Here is a 26,328-nt window from a genome sequence, read left to right as displayed (position 1 = left end):
CAAAATTCCGACATCTGGATCAAGGAAGAAAACGATGTTCAAGGCAAAGATATCCCGCCGAGATGCCCTTAAGGCAAATGCAGCTGCGGTTGCAGCTGCAGCCGCTGGCATCAGCTTGCCCGCATCAGCCCAAAATCTGGTGACCGCATCCGAACATACCAACCTCAAATGGTCCAAGGCCCCTTGCCGGTTCTGTGGCACAGGATGTTCGGTCATGGTTGCCACCAAGGACAATCATGTTGTCGCGACCCATGGCGATGTTTTATCGCCGGTTAATCGCGGGCTTAACTGCGTCAAAGGATATTTCCTGTCCAAGATCATGTACGGCACGGATCGCCTGACCCAGCCGCTTTTGCGTAAGAAGGACGGCGTCTATGACAAGAACGGCGATTTCGAACCTGTGTCATGGGACGAAGCCTTCGACATCATGGCTGAAAAATGGAAAGCCGCCCTTAAGGCCAAAGGCCCGACCTCCGTCGGCATGTTCGGGTCTGGCCAATGGACCGTGTTTGAAGGCTATGCCGCATCCAAATTGATGAAGGCCGGTTTCCGGTCAAACAATCTTGATCCCAATGCCCGCCATTGCATGGCGTCCGCCGTTGTCGGTTTTATGCGGACATTTGGCATGGATGAACCGATGGGCTGCTATGACGACATGGAAGTCGCAGACGCGTTCGTTCTGTGGGGGTCGAACATGGCCGAAATGCACCCGATTCTGTGGACCCGCGTCACAGACCGCCGGTTATCTGCCCCGCATGTAAAAGTTGCTGTGCTTTCGACATATGAACATCGCTGCTTTGATCTGGCCGATATCCCGATGGTGTTCAAACCCCAGACAGATCTTGCGATCCTGAATTATATCGCCAATCACATCATTTCGACCGATCGGGTCAATACCGAGTTTGTCAACAAACACACCATTTTCCGGCGCGGCAACACCGATATCGGTTATGGGTTGCGCCCAGAAGACCCACGCGAACAATCGGCACAAAACGCATCAGATGCCGGTGGTTCTACCGATATGACATTCGAAGAATTTGCTGAATTCGTCTCGGAATATACCCTTGATAAGGTCCATGAAATGACCGGCGTTCCCAAAGAACGTCTTGAAGCATTGGCCGAACTTTATGCCGATCCAAAAATAAAGGTCACATCGTTCTGGACCATGGGTTTTAATCAGCATACCCGCGGAGTTTGGGCCAATAACCTTTGCTATAACATTCACCTTTTGACCGGAAAAATTGCCGAACCGGGCAATTCGCCCTTCTCGCTTACCGGGCAACCATCTGCCTGCGGAACAGCACGTGAAGTCGGGACATTTTCCCACCGCCTGCCTGCTGATATGGTCGTCACCAACCCTGAACATCGCAAACATGCCGAAGAAATCTGGAAACTGCCAGAAGGCACCATTCCCGATAAAGTCGGTTATCATGCCGTTGAACAGAACCGTATGCTCAAAGACGGCAAGCTCAATGCCTATTGGGTGCAGTGTAATAACAACATGCAGGCCGCTGCCAATATTAACGAAGAAGCATGGCCGGGATATCGCAACCCGGAAAACTTTATTACCGTTTCCGATGCGTATCCGACTGTCACCTGCGAGGCCGCCGATCTGATTTTGCCCACGGCAATGTGGGTTGAAAAAGAAGGCTGTTACGGCAATGCCGAACGCCGCACCCATATGTGGCATCAGCTTGTTCAGGCCCCCGGCGATGCAAAATCCGACCTTTGGCAATTGATGGAATTTTCCAAACGCTTTGCCATCGAAGAAGTCTGGCCCGAAGAACTTCTGGCCAAGGCACCTGAGATGCGCGGTAAAACCATGTTTGATGTGCTGTATCGCAACGGCAATGTCGACAAGTTCCCGCTCGAAGAAACCGCAACTGACTACGACAACAACGAGTCAGAAGAGTTCGGTTTCTACGTCCAGAAAGGCCTGTTCGAAGAATACGCAACCTTCGGGCGCGGGCATGGCCATGACCTTGCACCGTTTGATCGTTATCACGAAGTGCGTGGCCTGCGTTGGCCGGTTGTTGATGGCAAAGAAACGCTTTGGCGCTACCGCGAAGGGTATGATCCCTATGTCACGCCGGGTGCCGGGGTTGAATTCTATGGTCATAAAGACGGCAAGGCACGAATTTTTGCCCTGCCATATGAACCGGCCCCCGAAAGCCCGGATGAAGAATATCCAATGTGGCTATGTACCGGCCGTGTGATTGAACACTGGCATTCCGGATCAATGACCCAGCGTGTCCCGGAACTCTATCGTGCGTTCCCTGATGCGGTGTGCTTCATGCATCCTGATGATGCCGCCGAACAGGGTCTGCGGCGCGGGGACGAAATCCGTGTCATTTCACGGCGCGGGGACATGCGGACCCGTGTTGAAACGCGGGGACGTAACAAACCGCCACGGGGTCTGGTTTTTGTTCCATGGTTTGATGCCAGTCAGCTGATCAACAAGGTCACGCTTGATGCCACCGATCCAATGTCAAAACAGACCGATTACAAAAAATGCGCCATTCGCATTGAAAAAGTGTGAGGGAGGAAACCATGAAAATAAGTCCAAAATGGCTGCTTTCCCTTGCCATCATCGGCATAGCCGGAATGGCCTTTGCAGCGGAACCGATTACCACCCTGCGCAACACCGCCCCGGATCAGGAATCACCGGCGCCGCGCATTTCGAATTTTGAAGATAACAGCGAAAAACGTCCGCGCAATTATCCTGAACAACCGCCGACCATCCCCCATGATATCGAAGGATATCAGATTGATCGGAACGCCAATAAATGCCTGTCCTGTCATGCCCGTTCTCGTACCGGGGACAGTGGTGCGCCAATGGTCTCGATCACGCATTTCATGGATCGCGACAATCAATTCCTGGCTGCCGTCAGTCCGCGTCGTTACTTCTGCACGCAATGTCATGTCCCACAAAAAGAAGTCGAACCCCTTATCGACAACAATTTTGTCGATATTGATCAACTTCTGCCGGGCAACAGCACCCGGATTGCGGAATAGGGAGATGACCCATGATTGATCTTCTAAAACGCTACTGGAAGGTTCTGACAACGCCCAGCGTGCATTACAGTCTGGCGTTTCTCACCATTGGCGGCTTCATTGCCGGGGTGATCTTCTGGGGTGGATTCAACACAGCCCTTGAAGCCACCAATACCGAACAATTCTGCATTAGCTGCCACGAGATGGAAAACAACGTCTATGAAGAACTGAAATCCACCATTCACTATTCGAACCGTTCTGGTGTGCGCGCCACATGCCCCGATTGTCACGTTCCCCATGAATGGACAGACAAAATCGCCCGGAAAATGCAGGCCTCCAAAGAAGTCTGGGGCAAGATTTTTGGCACCATCAACACACGTGAAAAATTTCTCGATCACCGTCTCGAACTCGCACAACATGAATGGGCACGTTTTTCCGCCAATAATTCGCTGGAATGCCGTAACTGTCATTCGGCAGAATCCATGGATATCACCCGTCAAAGCCCGCGCGCATCCGAGGCCCATGAGAAATTTTTATTCACTGGCGAGAAGACATGTATCGACTGTCACAAAGGGATCGCGCATCATCTTCCCGATATGTCGGGCGTTCCCGAATGGCAATAACGTGATGATGGATCGAAAAGCGTGACACACGGCAACAATACAGGGGCCCTTTTGGCTGGTATTCCCTTCCAGCCAAAAGACCCGATTGACGAAATACTAAGCAACATTGCCGCGCACTATAAATCTGACCGCATTGCCGGTTACGTTCAAAAACGCCGCAAGGACCGCGAATGCGGAACACTGGTCTATGTCCGTAATTTACGCTCCGGCGATGAAATGCCCATCACTAAAAACCGTGGTGCATTGGCAAAGGGCTGCAAACTTGATGGTGATGCCTTGTCATCGCTCTCCGAACAGCTTGCCCAGGATATCGAAGCGGGAAGTGATCTTTTAATCGTTGCCCGCTTCGGCCGATCCGAGGCCGAAGGACGCGGTTTGCGCGATGTCATTTCGCGCGCGATGGATCTCGACATTTCGGTTCTGGTCGGGGTGCGGGGTGAATATGCCGATGCATGGAATACGTTCCACGGGGGCATCGCAGATACCTTGCCACTGGATGCCGATCTGATTGAAAACTGGCTACGGGCAACGACAAACGTTCTGGCACGCACGTAATCGTGATCGTCTAGAACTTGGGCTATCTCGGTAGCTTGGGCATACTTGCATGACGTCGATATCTGCAAACGTCGTTGCGGAGATGTCACCATGGGAATGCGATTTTTCTTTGCCGGTCTGTTTTTCTTAACCCTGCTTTTTGCGGTGGGTGTCCCTGCGGCACAAGCCGCCGATCCGTTTGGCGAAATCGAAATTCGCGAATGGACGGTCGAATATGGCGGTTTGCCGCGTGATCCAGATGCCGTTTCAAACAGCGAAGTCTGGTTTGTGGGGCAGGTCGGCGACTATATCGGGCGGCTTGATCCACAAAGTGGTGCGTTTTTCAAACGTGATCTTGATGATGAACCCGGCCCTCATAATCTGATTGTCGGGGATGACGGCATTGTCTGGTATGCGGGAAATCTGTCGGGATATATCGGGCGCTATGACCCTAAGACCGATCATATCGACAAGATCGCCATGCCCGATCCTGCCGCACGCGATCCCCACACCCTGATCTTTGATGCCGATAACCGCTTCATCTGGTTTACGGTTCAAAACGGCAATTTCATCGGGCGCCTCAACCCGCAAAACAATGAGATTGATCTGATCAAGGTGCCAACACCCCGCGCCCGTCCCTACGGGATCAAACAGGCCCCCGATGGCACCTTGTGGATTGCCCTTTTGGGCACCAACAAGCTGGCGTCGGTTCACCCTGAAACGCTGGAACTTCGTGAACACACCCTGCCTGATGGCGCACGCCCGCGCAGAATTGGCATCACTGATCAGGGGCATGTTTTTTATACCGGTTATGCGCGCGGGGTTCTGGGGCGACTTGACCCGACATCCGGGACCATTGATGAATGGCCGATGCCCGGCGGATCGAATGCCCGTCCCTATGGCATGGCAATTGATGGTGCAAACCGTGTCTGGACGGTTGAAGGTGGACGATCCGCAATGTTTGTCGGCTTTGACCCAACCACGGAAAAATTCATCTCAAACACACCAGTCCCGTCGGGCGGGGTCACCGTCCGGCACATGGATTATAACCGTGATACGAAGTCCGTCTGGTTTGGCAGCGATGCCGGAACAATTGGTCAGGCGATGGTTGGAAACTAAAAACTGTCGCCTGCGTTAATGCCCGATTTCCGAACAAATCCGATCCCCAATCAGAACCTTTTCGGCAAACCGTTCAAACCATGCGCCAAAATCTGCATCATATTTGGCCCGGCCTGCCCGCTGAAGGTCCGGGCCCTGCCCGTTCGGTCGGTCGGTTTTATCCGCAGAATTAGATAACCAGCGTTCATGCGCCTCGTCATCGACTTCCGGGTGGAACTGAATGCCCCAGATGCGCTGATCAATGTGATAGGCCTGATGGGGGAATGTCGGGCCAGTGGCAAGTAATTCTGCCCCGTCTGGCACATCGAACCCTTCGCTATGCCAATGATAGACCATCATTTCGCCGGGGAATAAATCACGCCCCGCCTCGGTCGCCTGAACCGGGTAGTAACCGATCTCGGTCATGCCATCGGGATGGGGGGTTACAGACGCCCCCAAATACCGCGCCATCATTTGCGCGCCAAGGCAAATGCCAAGATACATCGCATCACTGGCAACCACCTTGGACAACCAATCCATGATCGCCCGAACATTGTCCAGATGGTCGTCATTGGCACTCATAGGGCCACCAAACACGACAACAAGGTGATAGCCGCCAAGATCATCGGGCAAGGCATCCCCTTCACCGGGACGGCGAATATCGAACTCATAGCCATACCGGCGCATCACGGTTCCCACCCGACCGGGCTGACCGGTGGCAGAATTGAAAACCAGTAAAATACGATTGGCAGAGCTTAGTTCGTTCATCGGGACCTCATTGCTGCAAGAGCGAAGGGTGACTCCTCTCGCTTATTTTGGCAACCCTCTTCAAACACTAACGTCGCTCGAACACACAGAGAAGGCCCACAAGACTTAATTTAATCAAATCAACAGGCAATAATTCGCACTTGAAATTACGAAATATTCTTACCCCTGATTGCAATGTTTATGTCTTGATTTGATAGTCTCCTCGGAGAATTATTAAACTCATCGTTATTATAAAAAATCATACCGAGCTTAATTTAGGCTCCACCAATCTCGGCCTAAATATTCACTTCAGTGAGATCGAAATGTACAACTTAATAATCACCGGAGATGCTCCCCGTGCCAGTCTTAATGGATTTGAATTAATTGATTCGACAAGGTTCGGTGAATACACAGCAGATAGCTTCTTTAATCATCGAAATGAAAAACTGACAGAAGAGATACTAAAAAGGGCTGTCGAATTCCCCGCAATTCTGGCAACTGAAGAGATAGATGGCGAAGCATACTTAGCTCAATTACGCGAAGCACGGATTCTACCCGGACGCATAGTCTTTGACCTGAATTGGCGAACGCCAATATCGTATGGCCTTATTCGAACCCATCAAAAGAAATTAGGTATCGCTGATTTCGAATTTTCTAGAAACCATTGGGCAGTAAAAGACATTGAGCTGAATAGCATTGATGACTTTCGCCTTGCACTCGCTGCTGGTTCACTCGGGCCTGCATATTCTCCGGCAAAGAACAAGAAATCGGTGCAAGTTGTCTCTATTTGTCACCTTGCGTTGACAGCTTGTCGAGAGAGATATGCCTTGATGGCCTACCAAACCCCGAATGAGCAAGATAAACTTGAAGCCCATCAAATTGAAACTCAGTGCCTTGATTCATTGATTTATTCGCTAGAGTCTTTTTTGGCATTAGATCACATTTCAGATGATGAACTAGCTGAACACGGTCATAAATTCGCCGAGCAAATTCTCAGTTGCTTAAGTGCCTTATCAAAAACAAAGAACGGTGAGCGAATTGCAAGCACAGCAATTGGTACAATATTGCTAGGCATTAGCACTGCATTTTCAGATCATATTTCCACGGATCTTTCGACCCCCTTATTGTTTGCGAGCACATTCGGCCCTCAAGTTCTGTCTTCAATAAAAAAATGACACAAAAAAAGCCGCCGCACAATGTGCGACGGCCTTGAATTTGTTACGTTTAAGGTCGGGCTTAAACGTTGAATTTGAAGTGGAAGATATCGCCGTCTTTAACGATATAGGTCTTGCCTTCCTGACGCAGCTTACCGTTATCACGCGCACCGGTTTCACCGTTAAAGGTGATGAAATCATCATAGGCAATGGTTTCAGCCTTGATGAAGCCGCGTTCGAAGTCGGTATGGATAACACCCGCGGCATTCGGTGCGGTTGCGCCCTTAAACACTGTCCAGGCACGCGCTTCTTTCGGACCAACGGTAAAGAAGGTCAGAAGATCAAGCAGCTTGTAGCCTTCGCGGATACAACGCGTCAGACCGGTTTCCGTAAGACCAAGACCTTCAAGGAATTCCTGTTTGTCTTCGGCATTGTCCAAAAGCGCCACTTCGGATTCGATGGCGGCTGAAATCACGACCGAACGCGCACCCTGTGCCGCTGCCATTTCGGCAACCTTGGCTGAAAGCTCATTCCCTTCTGCCGCACTGTCTTCATCAACGTTGCAAGCATAAAGGATCGGCTTGCTGGTCAGAAGCTGCAGCATACGGAACGCTTTTTCTTCGTCTTCGCCGTCAATTTTAACGGTTCGGGCTGGCTTGCCTTCACGAAGGGCTTCAAGCGACCGTTCAATCAGTTCCATCGTCAGAACGGCGTCTTTATCGTTCTGGCGGGCTTTTTTCTGCAAACCCGGAATACGTTTTTCCAGGCTTTCCATATCGGCCAGCATCAGCTCGGTCTCGATGGTTTCCGCATCACGTACCGGGTCAACCGATCCGTCTACATGGGTGATGTCGCCATCTTCAAAGCAACGCAGAACATGCACAATGGCATCGGTTTCGCGGATGTTGGCAAGGAACTGGTTGCCAAGGCCTTCGCCCTTCGATGCACCACGGACCAGACCGGCAATGTCAACGAATTCAAGCTGGGTCGGGATGATGGTCGCCGATTTGCCAATTGCGGCAATCTTGTCAAGACGATCATCAGGAACGCTGACACGGCCGGTATTCGGCTCAATCGTGCAGAACGGGAAGTTTGCCGCTTCTGCAGCAGCCGTCTGGGTCAGGGCGTTGAAAAGGGTCGATTTGCCAACATTTGGCATGCCGACGATACCGCATTTGAATCCCATCTTTCCGGGCTCCGTAACTTGAATTTGTTTTCTTCAGGATCGGCTTGTGACGTCACAAACCGAAGACTATTTCTTTTTGCCAAATGCCTTGGCAAGTGCTTGGGCCATTGCCGAAGCCGCATTGCTCACCGGTGTATCGGCACGTTCGAGGCGAACCTTTGCCGCACCCGATAAATCTTCCATCGTTTCGCCAACGGCATCCGGCGCGTTCGCATCACCGTTTTTATCGCCCTTGGCCTTATCCGTTGCCGCTTTGTCTTTTTTCGGCGCCTTTGGCTTGGGCGGGGAAACGATGGCGGAAACTTTGCTCATAAAGCCGCCGTCATCCCCTTTGGTCAGTCGCGCAAATTCTGCGGCGACCGCATCCAGCAGGGTCATTAACCAACCCGTCTGTTCGGCCTTGGAAAAATCACCAAGCACATGGCCATGCACACGGGATTTATCCCCCGGATGGCCAATCCCCAAACGGACCCGACGGTATTCTTTGCCACAATGGGCATCAATGGATCGCAACCCGTTATGCCCACCATGTCCGCCGCCACGCTTCACCCGGACTTTTCCGGGCGGCAGGTCCAGCTCATCATGGAGCACAATAACGTCTTCGATCGGAATTTTATAGAAGCGCAGGACTTCGCCAACGCTTTGCCCCGACAGGTTCATGAAGGTTTCCGGTTTAAGAACCAGAATTTTCTGCCCGTTCAATTCGCCTTCGGAAATCTGGCCCTGAAACTTTTTACGCCAGGGCCCAAAAGAATAGCGGCGGACGAATTCGTCCGCCGCCATGAAGCCAATGTTGTGGCGATTGGCGGCATATCCCGAACCCGGGTTTCCCAATCCAACCACCAAAAACATCTTAAGACCTCGATCTTATTCTTCGGTTGCTTCTTCTTCGTCTTCGCCGTCAGCGGAATTTTCTTCCGATTTCAGAGCGGACGGAGCAGCAACGGTCGCAACGGTAAAGTCACGGTCGGTAATCGCGAGTTCGACACCTTTCGGCAATTTGATTGCCGAGATGTGGATCGAGTCACCAACTTCAACACCCGTAAGGTCGAAGACCAGCTCTTCCGGAATTGCGGAAGGAGCACAGATAACTTCAACATCGTGACGGACAACGTTAAGAACGCCACCTTTTTTAAGGCCCGGCGATTTCTCTTCGTTGATGAAGCTTACCGGCACTTCGACGTTCATGGTCTGGCCTTTTGCAAAGCGCAGGAAGTCGACGTGGATCGGAACATCAGTGACTTTGTCGAACTGAACATCGCGCGGCAGAACTTCGTATTTCTCTTTACCGACTTCAACAGTCAGAATGTGAGAAAAGAAGCCTTGCTTGTGCAGAAGTTTCACGAGCGGACGCGGGTCAATCTGGAACAAAACAGGTTCTTGTTTTGCACCATAAATGACACCAGGGACCATACCGGCACGACGCACGGCACGGGCGGCCCCCTTTCCGGCCCGTTCACGGATTTCCGCAGAGATAACAGTGTTTGCCATCGGAAATTTTCCTTGAACTAAAAAAAATCATTCTCGCAGGTTGGTGAAAACCACCGCTGAAAGCCCACGAAAACAAGCGCGGTGGCCTCCAGGGGTGCCACCGCGACGAGGGCCTTATACCCTCAATCGAAAAGAACGGAAACAGATTTTTCTTCCGAAATACGGCGGATGGCTTCAGCCATCAGCGGCGCAATCGGAAGCTGTCGAATTTTAGAGCAGCCACGTACCGCATCCGATGCCTTGATCGAATCAGTGGTGACAACTTCAGACATCGGCGAATTGGCAATACGTTCAACCGCCGGGCCCGACAGGACACCGTGGGAAACATATGCCGCAACCGATGCCGCACCACGTTCTTTTAGCGCACCAGCAGCATTGCAAAGAGTTCCAGCCGAATCAACGATGTCATCAACCAGAATGCAGGCTGCATCCTTAACATCACCGATCACATGCATAACTTCGGAAACACCGGCCTGCGGGCGACGTTTATCAATAATCGCCAGTTCGGCATCAAGACGTTTGGCAACCGAACGCGCACGGGCAACACCACCGACATCCGGGCTAACGATGACCAGTTTCTGGCCTTCAAACTTATTGCGAATGTCACTGGTCAGAACCGGGGACGCAAACAGGTTATCAAGCGGAATGTCGAAGAAACCCTGAATCTGACCGGCATGGAGATCCATGGTCAGAACGCGGTCTGCACCGGCAACCGTAATCAGGTTGGCAACCAGTTTGGCTGAAATCGGGGTCCGGGGACCGGATTTACGGTCCTGACGGGCATATCCGAAATACGGCATAACAGCCGTAATACGGCGTGCTGACCCACGACGCAGCGCGTCGAGCATCACCAGAAGTTCCATCAGATTGTCGTTTGCGGGGAAAGAGGTGCTCTGAATCACAAAAACGTCCTCACCGCGGACGTTTTCTTGAATTTCACACCAGATTTCCTCATCGGAGAATCGCTTAACATCTGCGCGGGTAAGCGGCAGGTTCAGATGATCAGCAATAGCATCTGCCAAAGGACGGTTGCTGTTACAAGCAAGGATCTTCATGGCGGGGCCTCGGTTAATGGGTGCCGGGAAAGCGAAAAACTAAAATCTTTTTGCGACTCCAGCCAGCACAGATCAACCGGGATTGGTCCCACGCGATCTATCGTTTAAAAGCCCGGTTTTCGGGGGGTTCCCCGCCAAGCTTCACGACATGTTCACGACACTCAAAGACCCCTCATCGGCAAATCCACATCTTGGCAGATCGCGGCGGCTTTATAACCAGCCGTTAACAGTCTGTAAATGGTGCCAATGGCGAATAACGACAAGGCTGTCATGCATCACGCGACCAGACCCGGAAATGACCGGCTGTTATCGCGCAGACGCGGTCTTTTTATCCGCCCGCAATTGCAGCTGTTTGCGTGTCGCGATTTGCCCCAAAACACCTTCAAGTGTTTCAACAGCTGCTTGCGCTGCAATCGATGCAATCGCACCCCAATGTTTATCAAGACTTCCGCGCAGCACGACGTTGTTTTGCTGCATCTGGCCAAGCTCGGTACCGTCCACTTCCATGATGACCCAGTCAATTGACACGCGATCAAGGGGCTCGCGCGTGCTTTTTTCAACCGGCCTGACATCGACACTGGCCGACAGAATAATACTGTGCTCCCCGATCTCCTTGTCAACAAGGATGCCTTTGGATTGCAACAATGCCCCGGCTGAGCGCGCAAGCGCAGTATTGCCATCGCCCGGCGCACCGGCAAAATCAATCAGGGCAATCTTCATAAACGGTGCGGCCTTGAATGCCGACCGATCACCGGTAATCATAAAGGCAATCTGATCCGCTGGCAGGGCAACCAGACCGTCATAAGTCAATGCCAACGGGTCGGCTTTAACACCGTCAAGTTCACGGACCTTATCAACAAGGTCCGGCGGCACGGCAAGATCGCTTTCTTCCGGGCCGGTCGGTTCATCGGCAAACCACTGGTTTGATGAAAGCTCCCCGACCGATCGGGCGGTATCAATTGCCAATCCATCCGGGCGCATCAAAACCCATGTAACATCAAGTTTGGCCCCCGTTTCGACCAAACTGGTCTGCACATTGGGGCGCAAAATGTAATCGCCACCATTCTGACTGTCGCTATAGGCTGCGATATCGCGTTTGCGCAAAGCACGCGCCATTGCACGGGCAAGATGGGCCGATGCGCCTTGTGGCAAATCATCGCCGCCCTCAACCCGGACGGTTCCGGTATCGCGCAATTCCAACAATGACGGATCGCCTTCGCGTCCGGCCCCCTCAAACGGGCGCGGCAAATCACCACACGCACCCAGCGGGACGGCCATAAGAACCAACACGGCAAAAGAACGGAGGAATGGTGGCATTTGACTACTTACTAACTCACATCAAGACGCAACCAACCATGGTTACGATGATCATAAAGAAAAACAGCATAATCATATGCGGCATGATGTATCCCCCGATACGAACAGATGGTCATTCGATCCCATCAATCCCTTACATTCCTGTCAGCATAATAGCGGAAAGCTGCCGACCATAATCGGGCTCCTTGCGAAGCGTGGTGCGGCGGTAACTGTAAAACATATCTTCTTCGGCCAACGTATCACGCGCGACAAGCTCAACCGATGCAATCCCGGTCGCAATCGTCCGTCGACGGACATATTCCGGAAGATCAAACATGAAATGCCCGGAACGATGCGACGCATCAAACAAATCGTCCGATCCTTCCGGCCCATCCAGAATGGTGTCGCGAAACGCGCCGTCCACTTCATAGGATTTCCGTGCGATGCACGGCCCGACGGCTGCGGTAATGTTTTCGCGTTTGGCGCCAAGCTTTTCCATCGCATCCACCGTGGCGGCAGACACACCGCCATAGGATCCGCGCCACCCTGAATGGCACGCCCCGATCACCCCGGCCACCGGATCATGAAACAGAACCGGCGTACAATCGGCGGTGAGAATTCCCAACATGATCCCCGGACGATCCGTCACCATGGCATCGGCCTTGGGCGCTTCATCGCGCGACAAGGGCCGATCCAGAACGGCAACATCCGTCCCATGGACCTGATAGACCGTGCTGAGCTTATCGGGTGTGGTGGTAAAGGCAGCCGCCGCACGCGCACGGTTTTCGGCAACGCGGGTTTTGTCATCGTCTGATCCGAAACCAACATTTAACCCGCCATGGATGCCGTCACTGACCCCGCCCTTGCGGCTTAAAAAGCCATGGCGCAATCCGGTTTGATCGGACAGTTTTTCGGCCTCGAACCATGTCAGTCCGTTGGACGAACGGGCAATACCGTCAGTGATCGGATGTGTCATGGGTGGGCGGCTCCGTCCTATTGGCGATCAGGTTAGGCAATCAGGCGAGGTGATCAGATAATCTGACAATTTATCCCGACACGCCGCTTACACAAGGCGGCGGTGTTGTCGTGCGACCATAGCCGATCAGAACTTTAAAAAGTGTTCCCATCTGATCGGCATCAATCAACCGCGCAAGGGCCTGATCAATCGCGGTCGCCTGTTGTTCTTCGGCATCGAGTTTTAACAACTCGGCCCGCTGTTCAATGCCCAACATTCTTAAGAACGTGCCCTGGGTCAAAACCGCCCCGGTGCGCGCCCCGGCCTCAGTCATGGTCCGCGCAATCGCGGCAAAATCGACATGGGCGGTTAAATCCGCATCGCCCGGTTCAGACAAAACCGGATGATATTCATGCCCCTTAAGCGCCTGTAAAGTATCGCCGTACGCACTGCTGGGATGGCCGTAATCGATAAACAATGCCGCCCCGCCGGTTTCATTCATCCGCCGGGCAATCTGATCGGCAATGGCAATGGCGGGCGCACAGGATTCGAAAATATCGCCCTTTTTGGCCGCACCCCGCAACGTCGCCGGGATCAGCGCATCGGTCACCGGCGTTTCGCGCCCACGGACAAATCCAAGCGCACCACTGTCGGCATCCATGCCGACAAGGCGTTCAGCCCATCCGGTGTCCCCGCGTTCAAACTGGCGGATCGGCAAGGCATCGAAAAACTCGTTGCCAATCACGATTGCCGGAACGTTTTTGCGTGTCGGGATGTCATCAAACGCTTCGTGCCAGGTGGCCGGAATGCCATAGGCCATGATCGCCGTTTGCTGATGGCTGCGCAAAACCGGGCTGGTTTCCACAAATCGCACCGTCAGACAATCACTAAACCCTGGCACATTGCGCACAGCCCGCAAGGCATCAGACATCAACGTCCCGCGCCCCGGCCCCATTTCGATCACATCAATTTTTGGCGGGCAGCCCATTTGCTGCCAACTGACGGCGGCCCAAAGACCGATCAGTTCGCCAAACATCTGACTGACTTCAGGGGCGGTGATAAAATCGCCCGCCCGACCAAACGGGTCCTGTTTGCGGTAATAGCCATATTCCGGATGGGCCAATGCTTCAGTCATGAAATCGGCAATGCTGATCGGCCCGGAAACGGCAATCCGGCGTTTGATATGGCTTAGAAGCGGGCTATCGGTATCAGGCGTCTTACTCACGCGGCTTCGGCCTCTTTGGGATGTATACGGGTCTCAATCGGTTTGGTTTTTAGCGCATAGACAATGCATGCCGCCCCGACCAGAACCATCGGGATCGACAAAATCTGCCCCATTGTGACACCGCCGGCAAGGTAGCCCAACTGGGCATCTGGCTGACGGAAGAACTCGACAATGATCCGCGAGATGCCATAACCCGCAACGAACGTGCCACCCAGAATACCAGGACGATGACGCACAAACGCACTGCGCGACAGGACAAACAAAATGACAAACAGGATTAGACCTTCAAGGGCAGCTTCATAAAGCTGGCTTGGATGGCGCGGCAAAGGCCCGCCATGCGGAAACACCATGCCCCACGGCGCATCGGTCGTCCGGCCAAACAATTCACCATTAATGAAATTGGCAATCCGGCCAAAGAACAACCCGATCGGTGTTGCCACCGCTGCGGCATCCAGAACGGCCAAGATCGAAATCCCGCGTTTGCGCGCAAACAAAATGATCGCAACAATTACCCCCATGAACCCGCCATGGAATGCCATGCCGCCCTGCCAGACCTTGAGAATATTGGCCGGGTTATCAAGGTAATAGTCCAGATTGTAAAACGCGATATATCCAAAACGCCCGCCCAATATCACGCCAAGGGTCGCCCAAAACAGCAAATCATCAACGTCGCGTTTGCTCATGATATTTGGGGTTTTGGTGCAGTAATACACCACATATTTCCACCCCAACAGCAAGCCCGCGATATAGGCCAACGCATACCAGCGAATGGCAATCGGGCCGATGGAAATCGCAATCGGGTCTATCGCCGGAAAGGCAAGGCTCAGCATCAGGGGAAACTCCGGTTCGCAGCAGCGATTAAGGTGAATGGGCTGTGTCGAGTTCGCAAAGGATCAAGTCGCAAAGGATATGGGCAGCATCATGGCAGCTTGGCCGAAATGGATCTTTTTGCCGTTTAGCGCCCGATATTTACTATGCTTGCTTAGCGGAAAGGATCCTCGGTCGCGAGGTAATCCTGAATATAAAGCCGCACCCCTTCTTCAAGCGACGTCATCTCATCGCCATATCCAGCAGAACGAAGCTTGGCCATATTGGCCTCGGTGAAATACTGGTATTTATCGCGAATGGATTCCGGGGTCGGAATGTAATTGATTTTCGCGTCTTTCCCCATGGCGGCAAAAACGGCAAGGGCAAGATCCTTGAAGCTACGCGCATTACCCGTTCCGACATTGAAAAGATCGCTGACCTGCGGATTGTCATAAAGCCACATGATGATCTTGACCACATCACCAACCCAGACAAAGTCCCGCAACTGCCCGCCATCTTCATAATCAGGATGATGGGATTTAAACAGGGTCGCGGTTTCACCCGCGCTAAGCTTGTCAAACATCTGGGAAACCACAGAACGCATACCGCCTTTGTGGTATTCGTTCGGGCCATAGACGTTAAAGAACTTCAATCCGGCCCACTGTTTTGGACGAAAATCATTCTGATCAAGAGTACGGCGGAACCGACGATCGGTTGCATGCTTTGACCAGCCATAGGCATTTAACGGTGCAAGCTTGACCAGATCGGCCTCGACAAAGCTGTCATCAAACCCCTGTTTACCATCGCCATAGGTGGCTGCTGATGATGCATAGATCAGGCGCGCTGAATGGTGCGAACACCAATCCCAAAGCCAGGTTGTCAGTTTCAGGTTATTGGCAACGATCTTGTCCGCATCGGTTTCCGTGGTCGCGGAAATCGCGCCCATATGGAAAATCGCGTCGATATTGTCGGCATGTTTATCAAGGAACGCCGGAAGTTCATCAGGATGAATGATGTCGCGCAGATTGCGTTTGGCGATGTTTTTCCATTTGATGCCATCGCGCAGGCGGTCAACCACAACAATGTCGGTTTCGCCGCGATCTTCAAGGGCGGCAACAATATTGGAACCGATAAATCCGGCACCCCCGGTGACGATAAGCATTGCATTCTCCTGGCGGGCAAGACCCGTAAATCTGAAATTCTGACCACTTTATAAGACCGCCCCTGATCAGGAGCAAGAAAAGCGATCTAAAATAACGATATCACCATGCTAACCCCATCCCCAAACGATCAGCTTGCCCTATCACCATGAACACCCATATTATGCTCAGGGTCCTGACCCTAAACACATTGATCCAGAAAGCCGGAGACTATTATGCAGATCAACAACCGCATTCTCGACGACATCACCCGTGTTACCAATTCTGCACTGGGCACCATGACTGGCGTCAAAGGCGAAGTTGATGCCATGGTCCGCCAGCAATTTGAAAAAATCCTGATCGGGATGGATCTGGTCACGCGCGAAGAATTCGATGTGGTTCACGACGTTGCCATTCGCGCAGCTGAACGCATTGACGCACTCGAAGCCAAAATCACCGATCTGGAAAAGCGCCTTGCAGCTGCCGACGCACCGAAAAAACCGGCTGCAAAACAGAGCCGTGCAAAGCCGGCGGCAAAAAAAGACGCCTAACCCCAGTTTAATCCCCACATATGGTTTATCGGTCCTAATCCCAAATTAACCGTCACGATTGGATGGCTGAAAAGTCGATCAGGACGGGGAAGATGGCGGTTATCCGAAATTCATTGCTGTCCTGCGTTGCGCGACAGTTGAAACGTGCGGCGCACCGGCATATAGTGCGCGCCCTTTCGCATATGCTTATACAGGCTGAATATATATGAACGACCAAATGGAGGATATCGACGACCTGGGCGACGAAAACCCGTTGCTTCTTGTCGAAGATATCGCCCGCACCAACCAATGGCAACTGGAACGACGCAGCACCGACGAGGTGGTGGTCGAGATCCCAGCACATTGGTGCACGTATCTGGTCTATTTCACCTGGCGCGAAGACGCAGAGGCGCTCCATATCGCGTGCTGCTTTGATATGTTCGTCCCCGAACCGTTGCGCTCACGCGTTTACGAACTGGTTGCCAAATGTAATGAACAGCTTTGGATTGGGCATTTTGGCCTGTGGCTTGAAGAAAACATGCCGCTGTTCCGTCATACCCTTTTGTTTGGCGGTGATGTCCCGCCAATGGTCGAGCAGTTCGAAGAAATGATTGATATCGCCATTTCGGAATGCGAACGCTTTTTCCCGGCCTTTAACTTTGTTCTGGAACAGGGGAAATCACCCGATGATGCCCTGACCCATTCGATGCTCGAACCGGTTGGTCAGGCATAAGGCGGCAAACCCCGATCAACGCAAATGCGCAACTCGTTCGGGTCACGTGATCAGGACAGCATCATCGCCGTCCTTTTTCGTATCTGGCTGGATTTTTTTTCGTCCATTGTCCGGTTTTGGCAAAACAAGATAATTGGCAAGGCCGAGGCATTTGACAGACATTGCGCAAAATAAAATCCCGTGATCCTGATCCATCTTAGCCAAACAAACCTTGATCTGCCGCCACCGGAAAATTGCACGGCGATCTGTTCCTGCCCCTTGCTCTATGACCTGACTTGACCCACGTTGAGAAGATCGGTACGGCATTGCATCAAGACTGTTGATGGCATCATCATTGACGAAACCCGATGAATAAAGCGGAGCACATTTTATGAATACGCGTCTTTTGCTGGTCGGTTGTGGCAAAATGGGAAGTGCCATGCTTGAAGGTTGGCTTGCCCAAGGTCTTGAAGCCGCCAATGTCTATATTGTTGAGCAGACCGAAACGACTGCCAAACTTCAATCACGCTATGGCATCAATGGTGTGACCGACATCAAAGATGTGCCGCAGGAATTCATTCCACAGGTGGTCCTGTTCGCTGTCAAACCCCAAGTTCTGCCTGATGTGATTGCAGACTATAAATCGCTTGTTCGGGCGGAAACCGTATTCCTGTCCGTGGCTGCGGGCAAAACCATCAACTTCTTTGCCAGCAACCTTGGCGAGATGGCCCGAATTGTCCGCGCCATGCCCAACACACCTGCTGCCGTATCGCGCGGCATGACCGTCATGTGCCCGACCGATAATGTCAGCATCGCCCAGCGCGATATGTGCGAAACCCTGCTTAAGACCGTTGGTCTGGTATCCTGGGTCGAAGATGAAAACCTGATGGATGCGGTAACGGCCCTATCAGGCAGCGGACCTGCTTATATCTTCCATCTTGTCGAAGCCATGGCGCAAGCTGGTGAAACCGCAGGCCTTCCCGCCGATCAGGCGATGCTGCTTGCACGCCAGACGGTTGTGGGTGCAGGCTTCCTTCTTGATGCCAGCGAAGACACAGCTGCAACCTTGCGCCAGAATGTCACAAGCCCCGGCGGCACCACCGCAGCCGCGCTTGATGTTTTGATGGATCAGAAATCAGGCCTACCTGAATTAATGACGCGCGCGGTTGAAGCAGCCCGCAAAAGATCAGTCGAGTTGGCCGGTTAAAACACCAGCCTTCAAACATTTGATGGAGATAGTCATGCCTGCGAAAAAGGATATTCCAAATACCCTGATCACTGCTGCCATGAAACTCGCAGCAGAAAAAAGCTGGCATGACGTCACCATGATTGATATCGCCCAAGCATCAGGACTGTCGGTTGCCGACTGCTATGACCATTGCAAAAGCAAGGCCGATATCCTTCGTCAGCTTGTGAAAAAGATCGACCGCGAAGTTTTGGCCGACCTTGAGACCGAAGATTTCAACGAACCCGGACATGACCGCCTTATTGCCGTGATGATGGCCCGGTTCGACGCCCTTGCCGATTACCGCCCGGCCCTGCGATCCATCATATCTAACCGGGGGGATCTTGGCCCTGCTGACGGCGCGCGCGCACTTAAAACCCACCTTGGTTCCATGCGATGGATGTTAGAGGCCGCTGGTTTTCACACATCCGGCATACAGGGTAACTTACGCATTGCTGGCCTAACAGCCATATATGCTCGTACAGTCCGCCAATGGCTTCTTGATGACACCACCGACTTTTCAACAACCATGGCTTATCTGGATCGGGAACTTTCCCGGGCGGCTTCGTGGGATGGTCAAGTTGAAAAAGGCTTGGGAAAAGCCAACCGGATTTGTGGAAAATTCTCGAGCGCCTATCATCGATTCTCGAGAAAAAATACCGCAACGGACAACGCAACCACCGCAAGCGGTACCGACAGCACAGAAGGCCGTTCGGCATCCACTGCCGACTAACGCTCTGATCTGAAAACGGGGAATCAAGACCCTACCCAAGGTTATATTACGGACATAAAACATTAACCTTAAAGTTTTTGTGCAGTGCAAAATAATCCTTGACGGTTTCCATTCATTCCGGCATATTGCAGTTGAATTTGTGCGGCGCACAATAGCGCCTCATTCCATACCTGTTGCAAATTGTAAATGGAGTGCAAACCATGACCGCCGCTAAAAAGGCTTCCAACCCGTTCTTTGATGTCGACTTCACCAAATTCACCACGGATTTCAAAATTCCGGGTGTTGACGTGAACGAGATGATGGCTTTCCAGCGTAAAAACGTGGAAGCCCTGACCAAAGCCAACAAGGTGGCCTTCGATGGTTTCCAGGCTGTTGCTCAGCGCCAGAGTGAGATCTTCAAGTCGCTGTTGGACAAAGTCCAGACACAGGGCAAAGATTTTGCTGCTACTTCCGCTGACGACCCGATGGCGTCTGCTGCAAAGCAGGCTGAAGTTGCGAAAACTGCTTACGAAGAAGCACTTTCGAACGCCAAGGAACTTTCAGGTCTGGTAACCAAGTCTCAGGAAGAAGCACTTTCGCTTCTCCAGGGCCGCTTTACCGAATCTCTCGACGAGTTCAAAACTGCAATCGAAAAGAGCGCAGCTGCGAAGTAACAGCCTAGGCTGATACCTTCCCGTAATCTACTTGATGGCAGGATCTTATGGTCCTGCCATTTTTCTTGTGCTGAAAATCCAATATTTGCCTGCCCCTTCGCTTTGAACTTCTCAAGACCAAAAGATCGCACTAGGTTTTCCTCCATAACAAGGAGAACAGATCATGAGCGAAATCAGTTTTGATGATTTTTTAAAGGTCGACATCCGGGTTGGCACCGTCATAGACGCACAGGAATTCCCCGAAGCACGCCGCCCCGCACTTAAACTGTGGGTCGATTTCGGTCCTGAAATCGGCACCCGCAAAACATCCGCCCAGATCACCAAATACTACACGCCGGAAAAACTGATCGGGCGTCAGGTCGCAGGCGTGATCAATTTCCCCAAAAAACAGGTCGGCCCGTTTATGTCCGAATTCCTGTGTCTGGGCTTCCCCGACGGGCAAGACGACAAAGGCATCGTTCTGATCCGCCCGGATCACGATGTCCCCAATGGCGCGCGCCTGTTCTAGGTGCTGATCCTGCCAAACAAGAAGGGCGCAGCCATCTGACTGCGCCCTTATCTTTATCGCATTCGGTGTTTCGTCGTATTATTTTTCGACGAAGGCCTTCTCGATGACGAAGTGGCCCGGCTCGTTCATATTGCCTTCCTGACCACCCCATTCGACCAGCATCTCGCGGGTTTCGGCAATCATTTCCGGGTTACCACACAACATGAAGCGGTCATTTTCCAAGGTCGGTTTGGCCAGCCCAAGGTCTTCATAAATCTTGCCCGACTTCATCAACTCGGTGATGCGGCCCTGATTTTTGAACTCTTCACGGGTGACGGTCGGGTAATACAGAAGCTTGCTTTGAACATCTTCGCCAAAGAATTCATTGTTTGGCAGTTCGCTGTGAATGAATTCCTGATAGGCCAGCTCGCGGACTTCGCGGCAGCCATGCACCAGAATGACCTTTTCATAGCGCTCATAGGTTTCGTAATCACGAATAACGCTCATGAACGGCGCAAGGCCTGTACCGGTCGACAACAGCCACAGGTTTTTGCCCGGCAACAGATTGTCATGGATCAGCGTTCCGGTCGGCTTGCGCCCGACAAGGATCTTGTCGCCCACTTTGACATGCTGCAAACGCGAGGTCAGCGGACCGTTTGGCACTTTGATCGAGAAGAATTCAAGTTCTTCATCATAATTGGCACTGACCATCGAATAGGCGCGCAAAAGCGGCTTGCCTTCGACCTCAAGGCCGATCATCGCGAACTGACCATTGATGAATCGGAAGCCCGGATCACGGGTGGTTTTGAACGTGAAGAGAGTGTCAGTCCAGTGATGGACATAAGTGACGGTTTCTTCGTTAAAATTGCTGGCCATAACGCTACATCAATCCGTTTTGTCTGTCTGTGTGTGGGACCGTGGCGGGAAACACGGATATATATCCCGGCACATCGTCCATGCCAAGTTGGCGCGATTTAACATCACTTACGCGTATATCGCAAGAAAACAATCCATATTTCTTGTCATTTTGTGTAAATTACATGAATTCATACAAAATAAATGTAGAATATTGTCAGACAATCAAGCAAACTAGGGACACCAGCCCCGTTTGGCAAGACAATCTCATGCTGTGATAGACCCATGCTTTACAGTCGTGCAATGACACATCTCAATCGAGTGATATATGTCGCAGAACACTGAACACTCCGCCGATACGCTTGCAGTCTCCCAGATTGCCGATGCCATCACCAACGCCATCCGCGAAGGCCGATTGGCCCCAGGGCAACGATTGACCGAAATCGATTTCGCGCAAAAGCTTAATGTTAGCCGGCCTTCCGTGCGCGAAGCCTTTCGTCAGTTAAGCTCGGACGGATTGTTGCAATCACAACCTTATCGCGGCGTTAGCGTCCGGCACATGACCCGCCGCGAAGTCGATGATTTGTTTACCGTGCGCGCAGCCCTTGAAGGACTGGCTGTCCGGCTTTCAACCCCCATGATCACTGCCAACATCAAACCACTGGAAGACATTCAGGCGGCCCTTGATAAGGCCGAAGAAACCCGCGATCTGAACGCCATGTCACGCCACAATCTTGCCTTCCACATGCTGTTTGCCGATGTCAGCGAAAACGGGCTTCTGCGCGAACAACTCCGCCGTATTTCAAACAATGTCTATTGGCTGCAATTTCGCGTTCTGGTCGCCGATGACAAGGTTCTGGGCACCAATGCTGCGCATCGCGCCCTTGTCGATGCGGTGCGCACAGGCGATGCCATGCTGGCCGAAACCATCATGGTTGATCATGTTGATCAGTCCCGCCAGTTGGTGCAGGCCCTGTCCGATGATCATTTTGCTGCCCCGGTCGCCCGTTAAGGTGCCAGCCTAGCGCAATCTAAGGATGCCTCTCTCTGCGCGGGGGAGAAGCCCTACCTCTATCCATTCGGGGCCTTGAACCTGTTTCAGATACGCCCGGTCCTTCTGATGACACCCCAATTTTACACTTGCTGCAATTTCGCTCCGGCCATAGGATTGTCTGACAATATAACAATACAAACTTTCAGGAAGCGTCATGTCATCCTCCAAAACCCTCACCACCGATTTCCTGCCCATTCCACTTCCCGATTATCAGGAATATGACCTGGCCGAAATGCGGGCCCGTGCCCAAGGTTTCTATGACGAGATCAAAACACGTCACACCGTGCGCGACTTTTCTGATCGCCCTGTGCCGCGTGACATTATTGAAACCTGTATTCGTGCGGCCGGAACCGCGCCGAATGGGGCAAATCATCAACCGTGGCATTTCTCGGTCATTGGCGATCCGGTTATGAAAAAGAAAATCCGTGATGCAGCAGAAGAAGAAGAACGTGCCTTTTACCAAGGTCGGGGTGGCGAAGAATGGATTGAGGCGCTCAAGCCGCTGGGCACTGATGACAGCAAACCGTTTCTGGAAACAGCACCCTGGCTGATTTGCATTTTCGGCGAACGCAAAAGCACCTCTGCCGATGGCAAGATGCGCAAGAACTATTACGTGCCAGAATCCGTTTCCATCGCAACCGGATTTCTGATCGCCGCCCTGCATCGTGCGGGCCTTGCGACCCTGACCCACACCCCAAACCCGATGAGCTTCCTGACCGACATTTGCCGACGCCCGGATCACAACAAACCCTATATCCTGCTTGTGACCGGCTACCCTGCCCCGGATGCCACCATCCCGACCCACGCGACCGAGAAGAAAGACCTTTCGGAAATCGCGACATTCTTCTAATTGCGCGGCAAAATCCCGCCCAACAAAAAGCCCCGCATCAAGCGGGGCTTTTGCATGTCATATGACATCAAGATCAATGCCCGATCGGCAGAACCAGGCGAACGCGCAATCCGCCACCCGGGGCATCTTCAAGGAAAACCTCGCCGCCATGACCACGGGCGGAATCACGGGCAATCGTCATGCCAAGGCCAACGCCGCCGGTCGCCTGATTGCGCGATTCCTCAAGCCGGAAGAATGGCTTGAAGACGTCTTCGCGTTTGTCCGCCGGGATGCCCGGACCATCATCATCAAAGACAATCTCGTAATCCTGTCCCCGACGTCCGGCCCGAACCGAAAGGTTATTGGCGTAACGACCGGCATTGGACATGATGTTTGAAATGCAGCGGCGCACCGATTGAGTGCGGAGTTCCATCTCAAGATTATCTTCGATGTGAAGATCAATCTGTTGCCCGTCACGAAGCGCCTCACCAACCTGATCGGTCAGGAGTTTGCCGATATCGGCAAGAACCGCCTTCTCACCCTCTTCGCCGCGGGCAAATGCCAGATAGGCATCAACCATGCGTTCCATATCGACGACATCTTGCTTAAGGGCATCGACGCCTGGCGATGATTGCTGCATCGCCAGTTCAAGCTTCATCCGCGTCAAAGGCGTGCGCAAATCATGCGACACGCCGGCCAAAAGCGCTGTTCGCTGGGATAAATGTCGCCCGATACGATCACGCATCGCCATAAAGGATGATGCGGCCATGCGGACTTCTGCCGCCCCTTCGGGTTTGAAATCTTCGACATCGACACCGCGACCAAACTGATCGGCCGCCTTTGCCAGACGGCGGATCGGACGCACCTGATTGCGCATAAAGATGACGGCAACCCCATAGAGGATCAGCGCAGAACCGGCGATCCACATAAAGAAGATATAGGTGGTCGAATTATAAAGCCGTTTGCGCGGCGCAACGATTGACAGAACGCCTTCTTTCAACTGAACGCGGATTTCAAGCCGGTTGTCATCCAGATCAAGGTTGAAATAAAACGGACGCGCCAATCGTTCATCAAGGGCGACAAACAGTTCTTCCGACACCAAACCAAATGGCGGTGTATCGGTCTGTTCTTGCAAGATTTCATCTGGTTCGAACACAAGATCAAGCTGCAACCGCGCCCGTGCGGAATGCTGGAGCCATTTAAGGTGCTCTTCGTCGGGGAACTGACCAATATAATCGATAACATATGCCACATCACCGGCAAGGCCACGGCTGAGCTGGCGTGCGACCGTATCCCAGTGACGTTCAAAGAAGATCAGGACTGTGACGATCTGCAAAAGCAGCATCGGTGTCATCAAGATCAAAAGCGACCGGCCTAAAAGCCCCGTCGGCATGAATGACTTGATCGGCCCGTTCTGTTCGTTACCCACGGTGCACTTCCTTGTTCATTTCGTCACACCTGATCATAATCATCGTTCCAGTTCAATCTGCATACAGCACATAGCCCCGACCGCGTACGGTCTGCAAGTATCTTGGCTGCTTTGGGTCATCTTCAAATTTCCGACGTAAACGGGTTACCTGTACATCAATACTGCGCGACCCAGCAGGATCAACGGCATTTCCGCTCATCATGGCGTGAAGCTGTTCACGTGACATAGTTTGTCCGCGCTGCTTGACCAGTGCAGACAACAAGGCCTGTTCGGCAGATGTCAGGTAAATATGGTCATCCCCGCGCTGCAAAATCATTTTCGAAACATCAAAGCTGAACTGTCCAAACCGGACCATGTCGGACACCGGAACAGCTTCTTGTTCGGCGTCTTCTTCTGGCAATTGGGCGTAACGGCGCAGAATGGCTTCGATCCGCAAGACAAGTTCGCGCGGCTCAAACGGCTTGGCCAGATAATCATCTACCCCGGCCTCAAGCCCGGCGATGCGGTCTTCTGTTTCTGAAAGGGCCGTCAGCAAAAGAATGGGAACTTTCGCCCCGGATTCGCGCAGGCTGCGCGCAAGATCGACACCCTTTTCACCGGGCATTAAAACATCCAGAACAATCAGGTCAAACTGAAGCCCCTCAAGGCTTGCCCGGGCCTCGGCGGCATCGCGCGCGGCAGAGACACTAAACCCGTTCTCGCCAAGATAACGGGTCAGCAAATCCCGCAGACGATCATCATCGTCGACCACAAGAATATGTGGCTGATCCGCACCAGTCATCGAATTCCCCCGAACGCCTAAATCAATTTGGCCTTATGCCCAATAATCTGGGGCCAAAATCTTTCAAAAGCGTAAGCATATCCATGGCAATTTTGCGGCCACCGCGTTCAGGCACAAGAATTTTCAGAACCGGGGAATGCGATATGCTCAAGGCTGTTGCCGTGTTAAGGACAAAACCCGCCCCGCAAACCGGCCTAACTTGCCCGACTGCGCAATCCGGTGGGGCCGTCATCTTCAAACCGTTTGCGGTCTTCAAGATCAAGCATACCCAGCATCACCTTGCGGAAACCTTCAACCGATTCTGCACCGGCTTCGCGGTAGGCAGCAGCGATAAGGGCGCGCTGTTTTTCGGTCAGTTCACGTTCAAGCGCCTCGCCCTTTTCGGTCAAGGTCAGCAAACGCTGGCGGCGGTCCTGCAGGCCGGTTTTTTGTTCGATAAAGCCTTCGCGTACCAATTGGCTGAGCACACGCGACAAGGACTGCTTGGTAATTTTGAGAATCGATAACAGCTCACTGACCGTAATACCGGCATTGCGGCTTACGAAATAAATGACCCGATGATGGGCGCGACCGAAATTATATTGCTCAAGCATCTGGTCTGCGACCGCGGTGAAATCGCGATAGGCATAAAACAGCAATTCGATGCCTTGCCTAAGCTCTTCTTCCCGCAGGAAAAGCGGGTTAACCTTACGTGTTGAGATATCTGCCATGCTTATCCGTTATGTCAGTTTTGTTG

The 26,328-nt window shown here is 52.5% G+C and carries 28 protein-coding genes; 14 read left to right on the top strand and 14 right to left on the bottom strand.

Features of this window, described 5'->3' with window-relative positions:
* Positions 1 to 34: 34 nt before the first annotated feature.
* From napA to ACQ0MK_RS00120, 5 genes are all read left to right on the top strand, one after another.
* The gene (gene napA, locus ACQ0MK_RS00140) at positions 35 to 2,539 is read left to right on the top strand and encodes a nitrate reductase catalytic subunit NapA (RefSeq protein WP_430474295.1); all 2,505 of its coding nucleotides are present in this window, start codon (positions 35 to 37) and stop codon (positions 2,537 to 2,539) included.
* Between the two features lie 11 nt (positions 2,540 to 2,550).
* Positions 2,551 to 3,015, top strand: coding sequence for a nitrate reductase cytochrome c-type subunit (locus tag ACQ0MK_RS00135; RefSeq protein ID WP_430474294.1), 465 nt, complete (start codon positions 2,551 to 2,553; stop codon positions 3,013 to 3,015).
* An 11-nt stretch (positions 3,016 to 3,026) separates the two neighbouring features.
* Positions 3,027 to 3,617, top strand: a complete 591-nt coding sequence (locus ACQ0MK_RS00130; RefSeq protein ID WP_417625395.1) for a cytochrome c3 family protein — start codon at positions 3,027 to 3,029, stop codon at positions 3,615 to 3,617.
* A gap of 21 nt (positions 3,618 to 3,638) precedes the next feature.
* Positions 3,639 to 4,172 (top strand): DUF2478 domain-containing protein, encoded by a 534-nt coding sequence (locus tag ACQ0MK_RS00125; RefSeq protein ID WP_430474293.1) that lies wholly within the window; start codon positions 3,639 to 3,641, stop codon positions 4,170 to 4,172.
* A gap of 90 nt (positions 4,173 to 4,262) precedes the next feature.
* Complete coding sequence (locus tag ACQ0MK_RS00120; protein WP_430474292.1) at positions 4,263 to 5,270, top strand: virginiamycin B lyase family protein; 1,008 nt, start codon at positions 4,263 to 4,265, stop codon at positions 5,268 to 5,270.
* Positions 5,271 to 5,285: 15 nt separating this feature from the next.
* On the opposite strand, the gene ACQ0MK_RS00115 is transcribed toward ACQ0MK_RS00120, so the two are convergent.
* A complete protein-coding gene (locus ACQ0MK_RS00115; RefSeq protein WP_430474291.1) occupies positions 5,286 to 6,017 on the bottom strand; it encodes a glutamine amidotransferase-related protein in 732 nt (243 codons plus the stop codon).
* Positions 6,018 to 6,319: 302 nt separating this feature from the next.
* On the opposite strand from ACQ0MK_RS00115, the gene ACQ0MK_RS00110 reads away from it, so the two are divergent.
* Positions 6,320 to 7,171 carry a hypothetical protein gene (locus ACQ0MK_RS00110; protein WP_430474290.1) on the top strand — a complete coding sequence of 284 codons (852 nt, stop codon included), beginning with the start codon at positions 6,320 to 6,322 and terminating at the stop codon, positions 7,169 to 7,171.
* A gap of 61 nt (positions 7,172 to 7,232) precedes the next feature.
* Here ACQ0MK_RS00110 and ychF read toward each other — a convergent pair whose 3' ends face one another.
* The 9 genes from ychF to rfaD form a co-directional block, all read right to left on the bottom strand.
* Positions 7,233 to 8,336 (bottom strand): redox-regulated ATPase YchF, encoded by a 1,104-nt coding sequence (gene ychF, locus ACQ0MK_RS00105; RefSeq protein WP_350046998.1) that lies wholly within the window; start codon positions 8,334 to 8,336, stop codon positions 7,233 to 7,235.
* A 66-nt stretch (positions 8,337 to 8,402) separates the two neighbouring features.
* Positions 8,403 to 9,188, bottom strand: coding sequence for an aminoacyl-tRNA hydrolase (gene pth / locus ACQ0MK_RS00100; protein WP_430474289.1), 786 nt, complete (start codon positions 9,186 to 9,188; stop codon positions 8,403 to 8,405).
* A 15-nt stretch (positions 9,189 to 9,203) separates the two neighbouring features.
* Positions 9,204 to 9,827 carry a 50S ribosomal protein L25/general stress protein Ctc gene (locus tag ACQ0MK_RS00095; protein WP_430474288.1) on the bottom strand — a complete coding sequence of 208 codons (624 nt, stop codon included), beginning with the start codon at positions 9,825 to 9,827 and terminating at the stop codon, positions 9,204 to 9,206.
* A gap of 122 nt (positions 9,828 to 9,949) precedes the next feature.
* The gene (locus ACQ0MK_RS00090; protein ID WP_430474287.1) at positions 9,950 to 10,882 is read right to left on the bottom strand and encodes a ribose-phosphate pyrophosphokinase; all 933 of its coding nucleotides are present in this window, start codon (positions 10,880 to 10,882) and stop codon (positions 9,950 to 9,952) included.
* Positions 10,883 to 11,188: 306 nt separating this feature from the next.
* Positions 11,189 to 12,199, bottom strand: coding sequence for a hypothetical protein (locus ACQ0MK_RS00085; protein WP_430474286.1), 1,011 nt, complete (start codon positions 12,197 to 12,199; stop codon positions 11,189 to 11,191).
* A gap of 133 nt (positions 12,200 to 12,332) precedes the next feature.
* Positions 12,333 to 13,154 carry a peptidoglycan editing factor PgeF gene (gene pgeF, locus ACQ0MK_RS00080; RefSeq protein WP_430474285.1) on the bottom strand — a complete coding sequence of 274 codons (822 nt, stop codon included), beginning with the start codon at positions 13,152 to 13,154 and terminating at the stop codon, positions 12,333 to 12,335.
* 70 nt (positions 13,155 to 13,224) lie between these two features.
* Positions 13,225 to 14,358: a class I SAM-dependent methyltransferase gene (locus ACQ0MK_RS00075; RefSeq protein WP_430474284.1), complete on the bottom strand. Its 1,134-nt coding sequence runs from the start codon at positions 14,356 to 14,358 to the stop codon at positions 13,225 to 13,227.
* Positions 14,355 to 15,191 carry a prolipoprotein diacylglyceryl transferase gene (gene lgt, locus ACQ0MK_RS00070; protein ID WP_430476058.1) on the bottom strand — a complete coding sequence of 279 codons (837 nt, stop codon included), beginning with the start codon at positions 15,189 to 15,191 and terminating at the stop codon, positions 14,355 to 14,357. The genes ACQ0MK_RS00075 and lgt overlap by 4 nt, the downstream gene beginning before the upstream one ends.
* A gap of 149 nt (positions 15,192 to 15,340) precedes the next feature.
* On the bottom strand, positions 15,341 to 16,327 hold the full coding sequence (rfaD, locus tag ACQ0MK_RS00065) for an ADP-glyceromanno-heptose 6-epimerase (RefSeq protein ID WP_430474283.1): 987 nt from the start codon (positions 16,325 to 16,327) through the stop codon (positions 15,341 to 15,343).
* Positions 16,328 to 16,540: 213 nt separating this feature from the next.
* On the opposite strand from rfaD, the gene ACQ0MK_RS00060 reads away from it, so the two are divergent.
* The 6 genes from ACQ0MK_RS00060 to ACQ0MK_RS00035 all read left to right on the top strand — a co-directional run bounded on the left by ACQ0MK_RS00060 (position 16,541) and on the right by ACQ0MK_RS00035 (position 20,665).
* Complete coding sequence (locus ACQ0MK_RS00060; protein WP_430474282.1) at positions 16,541 to 16,855, top strand: accessory factor UbiK family protein; 315 nt, start codon at positions 16,541 to 16,543, stop codon at positions 16,853 to 16,855.
* Between the two features lie 205 nt (positions 16,856 to 17,060).
* Positions 17,061 to 17,567 (top strand): YbjN domain-containing protein, encoded by a 507-nt coding sequence (locus ACQ0MK_RS00055; RefSeq protein WP_430474281.1) that lies wholly within the window; start codon positions 17,061 to 17,063, stop codon positions 17,565 to 17,567.
* Positions 17,568 to 17,937: 370 nt separating this feature from the next.
* A complete protein-coding gene (gene proC / locus ACQ0MK_RS00050; RefSeq protein ID WP_430474280.1) occupies positions 17,938 to 18,753 on the top strand; it encodes a pyrroline-5-carboxylate reductase in 816 nt (271 codons plus the stop codon).
* 34 nt (positions 18,754 to 18,787) lie between these two features.
* Positions 18,788 to 19,504, top strand: a complete 717-nt coding sequence (locus ACQ0MK_RS00045) for a TetR family transcriptional regulator (RefSeq protein ID WP_430474279.1) — start codon at positions 18,788 to 18,790, stop codon at positions 19,502 to 19,504.
* Positions 19,505 to 19,704: 200 nt separating this feature from the next.
* Positions 19,705 to 20,157, top strand: a complete 453-nt coding sequence (locus tag ACQ0MK_RS00040; RefSeq protein WP_430474278.1) for a phasin family protein — start codon at positions 19,705 to 19,707, stop codon at positions 20,155 to 20,157.
* A gap of 163 nt (positions 20,158 to 20,320) precedes the next feature.
* Entirely contained in the window at positions 20,321 to 20,665 is a 345-nt protein-coding gene (locus ACQ0MK_RS00035) for a tRNA-binding protein (RefSeq protein WP_430474277.1), read from the top strand.
* A 78-nt stretch (positions 20,666 to 20,743) separates the two neighbouring features.
* Here ACQ0MK_RS00035 and ACQ0MK_RS00030 read toward each other — a convergent pair whose 3' ends face one another.
* Positions 20,744 to 21,520 (bottom strand): ferredoxin--NADP reductase, encoded by a 777-nt coding sequence (locus ACQ0MK_RS00030; RefSeq protein WP_350040831.1) that lies wholly within the window; start codon positions 21,518 to 21,520, stop codon positions 20,744 to 20,746.
* A 307-nt stretch (positions 21,521 to 21,827) separates the two neighbouring features.
* On the opposite strand from ACQ0MK_RS00030, the gene ACQ0MK_RS00025 reads away from it, so the two are divergent.
* Both ACQ0MK_RS00025 and ACQ0MK_RS00020 read left to right on the top strand, forming a co-directional pair.
* The gene (locus tag ACQ0MK_RS00025) at positions 21,828 to 22,511 is read left to right on the top strand and encodes a GntR family transcriptional regulator (RefSeq protein ID WP_430474276.1); all 684 of its coding nucleotides are present in this window, start codon (positions 21,828 to 21,830) and stop codon (positions 22,509 to 22,511) included.
* 196 nt (positions 22,512 to 22,707) lie between these two features.
* Positions 22,708 to 23,403, top strand: a complete 696-nt coding sequence (locus ACQ0MK_RS00020; RefSeq protein ID WP_430474275.1) for a nitroreductase family protein — start codon at positions 22,708 to 22,710, stop codon at positions 23,401 to 23,403.
* 73 nt (positions 23,404 to 23,476) lie between these two features.
* Here ACQ0MK_RS00020 and ACQ0MK_RS00015 read toward each other — a convergent pair whose 3' ends face one another.
* From ACQ0MK_RS00015 to ACQ0MK_RS00005, 3 genes are all read right to left on the bottom strand, one after another.
* A complete protein-coding gene (locus tag ACQ0MK_RS00015) occupies positions 23,477 to 24,811 on the bottom strand; it encodes an ATP-binding protein (RefSeq protein WP_350046983.1) in 1,335 nt (444 codons plus the stop codon).
* A gap of 52 nt (positions 24,812 to 24,863) precedes the next feature.
* A complete protein-coding gene (locus ACQ0MK_RS00010) occupies positions 24,864 to 25,592 on the bottom strand; it encodes a response regulator (RefSeq protein WP_430474274.1) in 729 nt (242 codons plus the stop codon).
* A gap of 194 nt (positions 25,593 to 25,786) precedes the next feature.
* Entirely contained in the window at positions 25,787 to 26,302 is a 516-nt protein-coding gene (locus tag ACQ0MK_RS00005) for a MarR family winged helix-turn-helix transcriptional regulator (RefSeq protein WP_350040837.1), read from the bottom strand.
* Positions 26,303 to 26,328: the final 26 nt, after the last annotated feature.

This window comes from Thalassospira lucentensis, from assembly GCF_050516545.1.
Taxonomy (GTDB): domain Bacteria; phylum Pseudomonadota; class Alphaproteobacteria; order Rhodospirillales; family Thalassospiraceae; genus Thalassospira; species Thalassospira lucentensis_C.
This window is presented reverse-complemented; position numbering and strand designations above follow the sequence as displayed.

Bases quoted from the DNA above. Each gene is read 5' to 3' on its own strand.
- napA (WP_430474295.1), top strand. From the start codon at position 35: ATGTTCAAGGCAAAGATATCCCGCCGAGATGCCCTTAAGGCAAATGCA.
- ACQ0MK_RS00135 (WP_430474294.1), top strand. From the start codon at position 2,551: ATGAAAATAAGTCCAAAATGGCTGCTTTCCCTTGCCATCATCGGCATA.
- ACQ0MK_RS00130 (WP_417625395.1), top strand. From the start codon at position 3,027: ATGATTGATCTTCTAAAACGCTACTGGAAGGTTCTGACAACGCCCAGC.
- ACQ0MK_RS00120 (WP_430474292.1), top strand. From the start codon at position 4,263: ATGGGAATGCGATTTTTCTTTGCCGGTCTGTTTTTCTTAACCCTGCTT.
- ACQ0MK_RS00115 (WP_430474291.1), bottom strand. From the start codon at position 6,017: ATGAACGAACTAAGCTCTGCCAATCGTATTTTACTGGTTTTCAATTCT.
- ACQ0MK_RS00110 (WP_430474290.1), top strand. From the start codon at position 6,320: ATGTACAACTTAATAATCACCGGAGATGCTCCCCGTGCCAGTCTTAAT.
- ychF (WP_350046998.1), bottom strand. From the start codon at position 8,336: ATGGGATTCAAATGCGGTATCGTCGGCATGCCAAATGTTGGCAAATCG.
- pth (WP_430474289.1), bottom strand. From the start codon at position 9,188: ATGTTTTTGGTGGTTGGATTGGGAAACCCGGGTTCGGGATATGCCGCC.
- ACQ0MK_RS00095 (WP_430474288.1), bottom strand. From the start codon at position 9,827: ATGGCAAACACTGTTATCTCTGCGGAAATCCGTGAACGGGCCGGAAAG.
- ACQ0MK_RS00090 (WP_430474287.1), bottom strand. From the start codon at position 10,882: ATGAAGATCCTTGCTTGTAACAGCAACCGTCCTTTGGCAGATGCTATT.
- ACQ0MK_RS00085 (WP_430474286.1), bottom strand. From the start codon at position 12,199: ATGCCACCATTCCTCCGTTCTTTTGCCGTGTTGGTTCTTATGGCCGTC.
- pgeF (WP_430474285.1), bottom strand. From the start codon at position 13,154: ATGACACATCCGATCACTGACGGTATTGCCCGTTCGTCCAACGGACTG.
- rfaD (WP_430474283.1), bottom strand. From the start codon at position 16,327: ATGCTTATCGTCACCGGGGGTGCCGGATTTATCGGTTCCAATATTGTT.
- ACQ0MK_RS00060 (WP_430474282.1), top strand. From the start codon at position 16,541: ATGCAGATCAACAACCGCATTCTCGACGACATCACCCGTGTTACCAAT.
- ACQ0MK_RS00055 (WP_430474281.1), top strand. From the start codon at position 17,061: ATGAACGACCAAATGGAGGATATCGACGACCTGGGCGACGAAAACCCG.
- proC (WP_430474280.1), top strand. From the start codon at position 17,938: ATGAATACGCGTCTTTTGCTGGTCGGTTGTGGCAAAATGGGAAGTGCC.
- ACQ0MK_RS00045 (WP_430474279.1), top strand. From the start codon at position 18,788: ATGCCTGCGAAAAAGGATATTCCAAATACCCTGATCACTGCTGCCATG.
- ACQ0MK_RS00040 (WP_430474278.1), top strand. From the start codon at position 19,705: ATGACCGCCGCTAAAAAGGCTTCCAACCCGTTCTTTGATGTCGACTTC.
- ACQ0MK_RS00035 (WP_430474277.1), top strand. From the start codon at position 20,321: ATGAGCGAAATCAGTTTTGATGATTTTTTAAAGGTCGACATCCGGGTT.
- ACQ0MK_RS00030 (WP_350040831.1), bottom strand. From the start codon at position 21,520: ATGGCCAGCAATTTTAACGAAGAAACCGTCACTTATGTCCATCACTGG.
- ACQ0MK_RS00025 (WP_430474276.1), top strand. From the start codon at position 21,828: ATGTCGCAGAACACTGAACACTCCGCCGATACGCTTGCAGTCTCCCAG.
- ACQ0MK_RS00020 (WP_430474275.1), top strand. From the start codon at position 22,708: ATGTCATCCTCCAAAACCCTCACCACCGATTTCCTGCCCATTCCACTT.
- ACQ0MK_RS00010 (WP_430474274.1), bottom strand. From the start codon at position 25,592: ATGACTGGTGCGGATCAGCCACATATTCTTGTGGTCGACGATGATGAT.
- ACQ0MK_RS00005 (WP_350040837.1), bottom strand. From the start codon at position 26,302: ATGGCAGATATCTCAACACGTAAGGTTAACCCGCTTTTCCTGCGGGAA.